The 7,483-nt window shown below is 70.9% G+C and carries 6 protein-coding genes and 1 pseudogene; 3 read left to right on the top strand and 4 right to left on the bottom strand.

Annotated features, from left to right (window positions below):
* Together ABZ749_RS25035 and ABZ749_RS25040 are read right to left on the bottom strand one after the other, a co-directional pair.
* On the bottom strand, positions 1-427 hold a 427-nt coding region (locus ABZ749_RS25035; protein ID WP_357231849.1), incomplete at its 3' end, for a sortase.
* Positions 428-662: 235 nt separating this feature from the next.
* Positions 663-1,250, bottom strand: a complete 588-nt coding sequence (locus ABZ749_RS25040) for a hypothetical protein (protein ID WP_357231858.1) — start codon at positions 1,248-1,250, stop codon at positions 663-665.
* 208 nt (positions 1,251-1,458) lie between these two features.
* On the opposite strand from ABZ749_RS25040, the gene trmB reads away from it, so the two are divergent.
* On the top strand, positions 1,459-2,088 hold the full coding sequence (trmB, locus tag ABZ749_RS25045) for a tRNA (guanosine(46)-N7)-methyltransferase TrmB (protein WP_355007323.1): 630 nt from the start codon (positions 1,459-1,461) through the stop codon (positions 2,086-2,088).
* Positions 2,089-2,200: 112 nt separating this feature from the next.
* Positions 2,201-4,714 carry a DUF3516 domain-containing protein gene (locus ABZ749_RS25050; RefSeq protein WP_357231852.1) on the top strand — a complete coding sequence of 838 codons (2,514 nt, stop codon included), beginning with the start codon at positions 2,201-2,203 and terminating at the stop codon, positions 4,712-4,714.
* Here ABZ749_RS25050 and ABZ749_RS25055 read toward each other — a convergent pair.
* Together ABZ749_RS25055 and ABZ749_RS25060 are read right to left on the bottom strand one after the other, a co-directional pair.
* Positions 4,692-5,777, bottom strand: a complete 1,086-nt coding sequence (locus tag ABZ749_RS25055; protein ID WP_357231855.1) for an acyltransferase — start codon at positions 5,775-5,777, stop codon at positions 4,692-4,694. The two genes, ABZ749_RS25050 and ABZ749_RS25055, sit on opposite strands and share 23 nt — an antisense overlap.
* 241 nt (positions 5,778-6,018) lie before the next feature.
* A pseudogene (locus ABZ749_RS25060) lies at positions 6,019-6,396 on the bottom strand (SAM-dependent methyltransferase); the annotation flags it as partial.
* A gap of 444 nt (positions 6,397-6,840) precedes the next feature.
* Between ABZ749_RS25060 and ABZ749_RS25065 the strand changes: the two are divergent.
* Positions 6,841-7,483: hypothetical protein (locus tag ABZ749_RS25065; protein ID WP_355007174.1), on the top strand; the 643-nt coding region annotated here is incomplete at its 3' end.

A 7,483-nucleotide genomic window follows, 5' to 3' on the forward strand; every position in this document is an offset into this window, starting at 1 on the left:
TGCCCAGGTCGTAGAAGACCGACGGGCCGCTCTTCGTGTCCACGTGCCCGACGATCACCGCAGGGCCCGGCTCACCGGGCGTGGGCCCCCGGTCGTACCAGCCGGTCTCGTTGTGCCGTTCCAACGGCGGTACGGCGATCGAGCCGTCCCGTGCCTGCCCGACGGGCGCCACCGGCGCGGTCACCTTGATCGCCGGCACCGAGAGGCGCACCGGGCGACTGGCCGACAGCCCGACCGACTCACGGCGGGCCGGTTGGTCACCGCCGGTCGGGGCCAGGTCGAACGGGCCGACCGAACGGCCCAGCCCCGCCCCGGTGGCGAAGACGCCGGCCAACACCAACACCACAGCCAACGGTATGGACCAGGGGCTGCGCCCCGACGGCCGACTACGCCGGGGGGCGACGGCGGTCGGCGGACGCGCGGCCACCGACGGGCGGTCGGGGTCTGGCGGGCGCTGGGGCCGCGACGAGCGACCGGGACCTGGCGGGCGGTCGGAGCCCGGCCAACCGTCGTCCAACGGCAGCCGGACGTCATCGGGTGGCGAGGCGGGGCGGCCGGCGAACGGCTGGCGGGCAGCGGCCGGCGGCGAGGCAGGACGACCAGGCGACGGCGGGCGTGAACCGGCCGGTGGCGGCGTGGGGCGGAAGATCGTCATGGCAGCCTCAGCGACGCACGGCGGCTCGGGGACGACGCAGCGCCATCACGGCGAGGACCAGCCCGGTGATGATCAGTGCCGCGCCGCCGGGCAGCAGCAGCTTGCCGGTGATCCCGCCGCTGCTCCCACCGAACCCGGTCGCCGGACCCCGACTCGGCTGGACGGGGACCTTCTTGACCACCTGGAGCATTGTCGAGGCGGTCTCGCCGTCGCGGCACTCCAGCTTGACCCGGTAGTTGCCGGGGCGGGTGCGCTCGCGGACCATCGGCGCGGCGGTGAGCACCCCACGCTGCGGCTGCACCCCGACCGCCCCGAAGGCATCGGAGACCACCGTGGCGCCCACCGAGTTGTCCCGACAACTGGCCCGGATGCCGACCAGGTATCCGGGCTGCACCGTGCTGGGGCTCACCTCGACGAAGATGTCCACCGCCGGAGTTGGTTGGGGAGCTCCGCCGGGCGGCCCTCCGGGCTGCGGCGCTGGCGCGACGGCAGCCGCCCGCTCAGGCGCGGCGAGGGCGGGCGCGGCGGCGAGCAGGGGGCCGGCCAGCACGGTCACCAGCGACAGCGTCACAACGCCGCGGGTCACTGTCACGATGCCCCCTCTCGACGCCGTGCGGCCGTGTCGGGCAGCGGAGCACCCGGCCTGCCGTACCAGTTGGATCCTCTCATTTCCGGTCGCACATCACATCCGATCCGCTGGCGGCGTCGCGTACGCTCGTTTTGCTGTGACCGCCACCGACCATGACCCCGCCGTCCCGCCCGCGAGCCGGACGATCCGCACGTTCCACCCCCGCCGGGGTCGGATGAGCGACCGGCAGACCGACGCGCTGAGCCGGCTCTGGCCCGCGTACGGCCTGGATGTGCCGGACGGACCTGTGCTGCCCGTCGACCTGGCCGACCTGTTCGGTCGCCGGGCGCCCGTGGTGCTGGAGATCGGCTCGGGCATGGGCGACACCACCGCTGCGATGGCTGCCGCCGACCCGGATCGAGATTATCTGGCGGTCGAGGTGCACACGCCGGGAATCGCCAACCTGCTGCACCTGGTGGAGCGCGGTGGCCTGCGCAACGTACGGGTGGCGGAGGGCGACGCGTTGTCCCTGGTCAACGGCTTGCCCGAGGGTGTGTTGGATGCCGTGCACGTCTTCTTCCCGGACCCGTGGCCGAAGTCCCGCCACCACAAGCGGCGGATCATCCAGCCGACGCACGTGGCGCTGCTGCGGTCCCGGCTGCGCCCCGGCGGGATGCTGCACTGCGCGACGGACTGGGCCGAGTACGCCGAGGCGATGCGGGTGACCCTCGACGCGGACCCGGAGCTGGTCGACGCGTACGGCGGCTTCGCGCCACGGCCGGCGCACCGACCGGTGACGAAGTTCGAACGTCGGGCGATCACTGCCGGTCGACCGGTCGCCGACCTGTTGTACCGCCGACGGTGACCGACGAAACGCCCGAACCGGCACGCGGCAGGACGTTCGGGATGCCCGGACGGGGGTCCGGTGCGGACCGGGTTGGCGTACCGGGGCATGATCCAGGCACCATGGACAGGCTATGACGCTCACCGCCGCGCTGCCGACAAGCGCCGACCCCGACACCCTCTTCGACGCGTTCGCCGGTTGGGCGAAGGAGCGCGGCCTCGACCTCTACCCCCATCAGGAAGAGGCGGTCATCGAGATCGTCTCCGGCGCCAACCTGATCATGAACACGCCCACCGGCTCGGGTAAGAGCCTGGTGGCGATCGCCGCGCACTTCGCGGCCCTCGCCGACAGCCGGACGACCTTCTACACCGCGCCGATCAAGGCGTTGGTGTCGGAGAAGTTCTTCGCGCTCTGCGAGGTCTTCGGCGCCGAGAACGTCGGCATGCTCACCGGCGACGCCAGTGTCAACGCGGACGCCCCGATCATCTGCTGCACCGCGGAGATCCTGGCGAACCTGGCGCTGCGCGAGGGCACCAAGGCCGACGTCGGCCAGGTGATCATGGATGAGTTCCACTTCTACGCCGAGCCCGACCGGGGCTGGGCGTGGCAGGTGCCGATCATCGAGCTGCCGCAGGCCCAGTTCATCCTGATGTCCGCCACGCTCGGAGACACCACCCGCTTCGTCGACGACCTGACCCGGCGCACCGGGCGACCCACCGCCGTCGTGCGCACGGCGGAGCGGCCGGTCCCGCTCATCTTCTCGTACGCGATGACGCCGCTGCACGAGACGCTTGAGGAGCTGCTGGAGACCAAGCAGGCCCCGGTGTACGTCGTGCACTTCACCCAGGCGGCCGCGCTGGAACGCGCCCAGGCGCTGACCAGCGTCAACGTCTGCACCCGCGCCGAGAAGGACATGATCGCGGAGGCGATCGGTGGTTTCCGGTTCACCGCCGGCTTCGGCAAGACGCTGTCCCGGCTGGTCCGCCACGGCATCGGCGTGCACCACGCCGGCATGCTGCCCAAGTACCGCCGCCTGGTGGAGACCCTCGCCCAGGCCGGCCTGCTGAAGGTCATCTGCGGCACCGACACCCTCGGCGTCGGCATCAACGTGCCGATCCGCACCGTGCTGTTCACCGGCCTGTCCAAGTACGACGGGGTCCGTACCCGGCTGTTGAAGAACCGGGAGTTCCACCAGATCGCCGGGCGGGCCGGCCGGGCCGGCTACGACACCATCGGCCGGGTCGTCGTGCAGGCCCCCGAGCACGTCATCGACAACGAGAAGGCCCTCGCCAAGGCCGGCGACGACCCGAAGAAGCGACGCAAGGTGGTCCGCAAGAAGCCGCCGGAGGGCTCGATCGGCTGGGGCCAGCCCACCTTCGACCGGCTCGTCGACGCCGAGCCGGAGCCGCTGACCTCCAGCTTCCAGGTCAGCCACTCGATGCTGCTCAACGTCATCGGCCGGCCCGGGGACGCGTTCACCGCGATGCGGCACCTGCTCACCGACAACCACGAGGAGCCCGCCGCGCAGCGCCGGCACATCCGCCGCGCCATCGCCATCTACCGGGCGCTGCGGGCCGGCGGTGTCGTCGAGGAGCTGCCCGAGCCGGACGAGACCGGGCGGCGGATCCGGCTCACCGTCGACCTTCAGCTCGACTTCGCTCTCAACCAGCCGCTCTCCCCCCTCGCGCTGGCCACCATCGAGCTGCTCGACGCCGAGTCCCCGTCGTACGCGCTCGACGTGCTGAGCGTCATCGAGTCGATCCTCGACGACCCGCGGCAGATCCTCTCCGCGCAGCAGTTCAAGGCACGCGGCGAGGCGGTCGCCGCGATGAAGGCCGAGGGCATCGAGTACGAGGCGCGCCTCGAACTGCTCGACGAGGTGACCCACCCGAAGCCCCTGGCCGAGCTGCTGGAGGCCGCGTACGAGATGTACCGGCAGGGGCACCCCTGGGTGGCCGACCACCAGCTCTCCCCCAAGGCCGTCGTCCGCGACATGTACGAGCGGGCAATGACCTTCACCGAGTACGTGCAGTTCTACGGGCTGACCCGCTCGGAAGGTCTCGTCCTGCGCTATCTGGCCGACGCGTACAAGACGCTGCGCCAGACAGTGCCCGAGGACGCCAAGACCGAGGAGTTGATCGACCTCATCGAGTGGTTGGGCGAGCTGGTCCGCCAGGTCGACTCCAGCCTCATCGACGAGTGGGAACGGCTGCGCAACCCGTCCGACGTTGCCGAGGTCGCTCAGGCGCACGCCGCCCTGACCGATCGGCCACCGGCGGTGACCCGCAACGCGCGGGCGTTCCGGGTGCTGGTGCGCAACGCGCTGTTCCGGCGCGTCGAGTTGGCCGCGCTACGCCGCTGGGACCTGCTCGCCGAGTTGGACGCCGAGGACGGCTGGGACTACGACGCGTGGGCCGACGCCCTGGCGCCGTACTTCGAGTCGTACGACTCGATCGGGGTCGGTCCGGACGCCCGCGGTCCGGCGCTGCTCATGATCGAGCAGGGCCGGGAGCGGTGGACCGTGCGGCAGATCTTCGACGACCCGGACAGCGACCACGACTGGGGCATCAGCGCCGAGATCGACCTGGTGGCCTCGGACGAGGTCGGCGCGGCGGTCGTCCGGATCACCGACGTCGGCCAGCTCTGAGGTGTCGATCGGCGCGGTGCCGACCGGCGGCGCCCGACCGAGGGCCAAACAGGGCCGGGGTACGCCGGGCGGCCACGTCCTCGATCCAGCCGAACAGCAGCACCGCCCCGGCGGCCAGTAGGCACACCCCGGTCAGTCGCAGCGCGATCGAGGCCACCGAGTTGTACGGGAGCACCGGCGCGAGCAGCAGGAACATCCCGAGACTGGCCGGGATGTGCCACAGGTAGATGGTGACCGCCCGGGCGTTGACCACCCGGAGCACGGCACCCAGCGGCCAGCCGACCGGACGGGGCCGCACTCTCAGCAGCACGGCGACGAGCGCCATCGACCACAGTGTGGTGCCACCCGCGATGTGGTTGAGGTCGACGGCCCGGCCGGTCACCATGGCGGCCACCACCCAGGTGCCGCCCACCCCGGCGAGGCCGGCCACGAGGCAGCCGTACCAGCGCCACGGGACGCGGTGCAGCAGCCGATCATGGTGGGTGAAGCCCAGCAGCCAGCAGGACAGGTAGGCGGCGACGAAGTAGCCGGCGTGCACATTGCTGAGATGCATCCCGACCGGCAGCGCGGTGGCGACGGCGATGCTGGGCCACGGCCAGCGGCGAAACAGCCACAGCAGCACCGGCGAGAGCAGCACCAACCACAGATAGGTGACGACGTACCAGAGCCCGATGTGGAACACCCAGGCCCAGGAATGTCCGCCCACCGGTGGCACCCGCAGGGGTAGCACCCACCAGAGCAGTTCAGCCCAGCCGGCCACGCCATTCGGCAGCGGACGCCACCCGACGGAGAGCACCACCAGTGCGATCGCGCCGAACGCCCAGTACGGCAGCAGCAGCCGGCGCAGCCGCCGGAGTACGGCCGGCGGACCGTGCCGGTCGAGTGACGCCGCCATCAACGAACCGGCGATGCCGAACATCAGACCCATCGCCGGCACCAGCAGGCTCAACCAGATCCAACCGGTGACGTGGAAGATCACGACGCGGACCAGGGCGATCGTCCGCAGCAGGTCCAGGTAGCGGTCCCGGCCATCTGCGGGGTCGGCGGACTGGACGGCGCGCACCGCCGTACCCCTACCAGGGATGACGACCCTGGACGCCTCACCGATGACCACAACGCACAATAACGTCACAACTAGGACAAAGTTCGCGGCATCGCGAACTCGAGTAACGGGAGCGTCCGGCAGCGGGCGGGCTGTCCCTCCGATCAGCCAGCGTCCCCCGAGAGACAACCCGCCGGACGTCAGGATCCCCGAGGTAACCACCATGCGCGCGGATCTTGGATTGGCCGCTGAGGACGGTGTTCTATCGAAGAACGAGCAGGTCGAGTGCGTCGATGACTGGGCCGGATTCGGTTTGGGCGGCGAGGTGGAGTCGAGCCAGACCGGCGGCGTACTCGTTCTTGGTGATCAGTTGTAGGGGCGTGTGTGCTTCCCGGCGCATGGTGGCCGCGACGTCACGAAGCGACGGCGCCGTGGTCTGCGGGACCTGTTCGAGTGAGATCGTCGTGAAGCCAGCGGCGGCGAAAGCCGCTTCGACGTCGTGCACGCTGGGGTAGGTGTTCAACACGCGGATGGCCTCGGGAAAGAAGCGGAACAGCGTGATTGCGTGGTGGCGGCCAGCGAAGGCGGAGCGGATCAGCACCGGCCCGCCGGGACGCAGCACGCGGCGCAGCTCACGTGCGGGCCGTGACGCGCTGCCCCGCGCGGACCTTGCGGCCAAGCTGGTGCGGGATCCGCAGCTGTTCCTGGTCGCCGAGCACAACGACATAGTGGCGGGGGTGGTGCCGGGCACCTTCGACGGCACCCCGCCTGGACCGTAGTGCGGATGCGGTCGGCGGCTCTGACGAACCACGCAGGCAGGCGGACCAACGACGCTGACAAGAGGGTCCGCCCGCCGTCCGGATGCCTCGTGGCGCTCCGATCGGCTGCCATCGGCTGGGCGGCGGGAGCGATCGCTGCCACGCCGTTGCCAACGCCCCGGGTACAGGCCACCTTCGGCTGGACCGGATACGGGCAAATCGTCTGGTTGGCAGGAGGCGGCGATCCCCTCAACTTTGCTGGGCAATGTCAGACCTGTCGATTAGAATGTATGTACTAATCAAGATCCTGACCTGGGAGGACGCCCGTGACCGCGCCCGCCTCCACGCCCCTCACCCCCTACGCGACACTGCTCGGTTTCACCCGCTACGTCGACCGCACCGGCCCCACCAAGGCGACCTTCGTGGGCGGGCTGCGCAAGCAGCGCGCCAGCCGGTCCGGCTTCAACCCGCACGGCCAGTTCGTCAAGGCACTCAAGGCCGACATCGCCTTCCACACCGGCGGCACCCACCTGGCCGGGGTGGCCGACATCGTCAAGCCACGATGGCGCCCGCTCTACCAGGCGCTCGTCCCCGGCGCCACGACCTGGCTTCGCTCCCTCGGCGAGCCGGCCGCCGTCGATCTCGCCCAGACCCGCGACGCCCTGGCCATGCTGGGCGACCTGCCCGTCAAGATCAACCCCCACTTCGGGGTACGCCACGCCGACGGCCGCGCCGAAGCGGTCCGCCTGCACTTCGACGAGGCCCCACCGAGTGAGGAATCGGTGCTCGCCACCCTGCACCTGATGGCCCGACACATGGACGCGGTGCTCCCGCACGCCGAGCCGGTCCTGGTGGACGTCCGCCGCGGCCTGGCCCACCGCATGCCCACCGACGCCAAGCCCGACCAGATCGAACGATGGCTCTCCGGCGAAGCCGCCGCCTTCCGCGCCATCTGGTCCACCGCCGCCT

The sequence above is a fragment of the Micromonospora sp. NPDC047753 genome, from assembly GCF_040642735.1.
In the GTDB taxonomy this organism is placed as follows: Bacteria; Actinomycetota; Actinomycetes; order Mycobacteriales; family Micromonosporaceae; genus Micromonospora.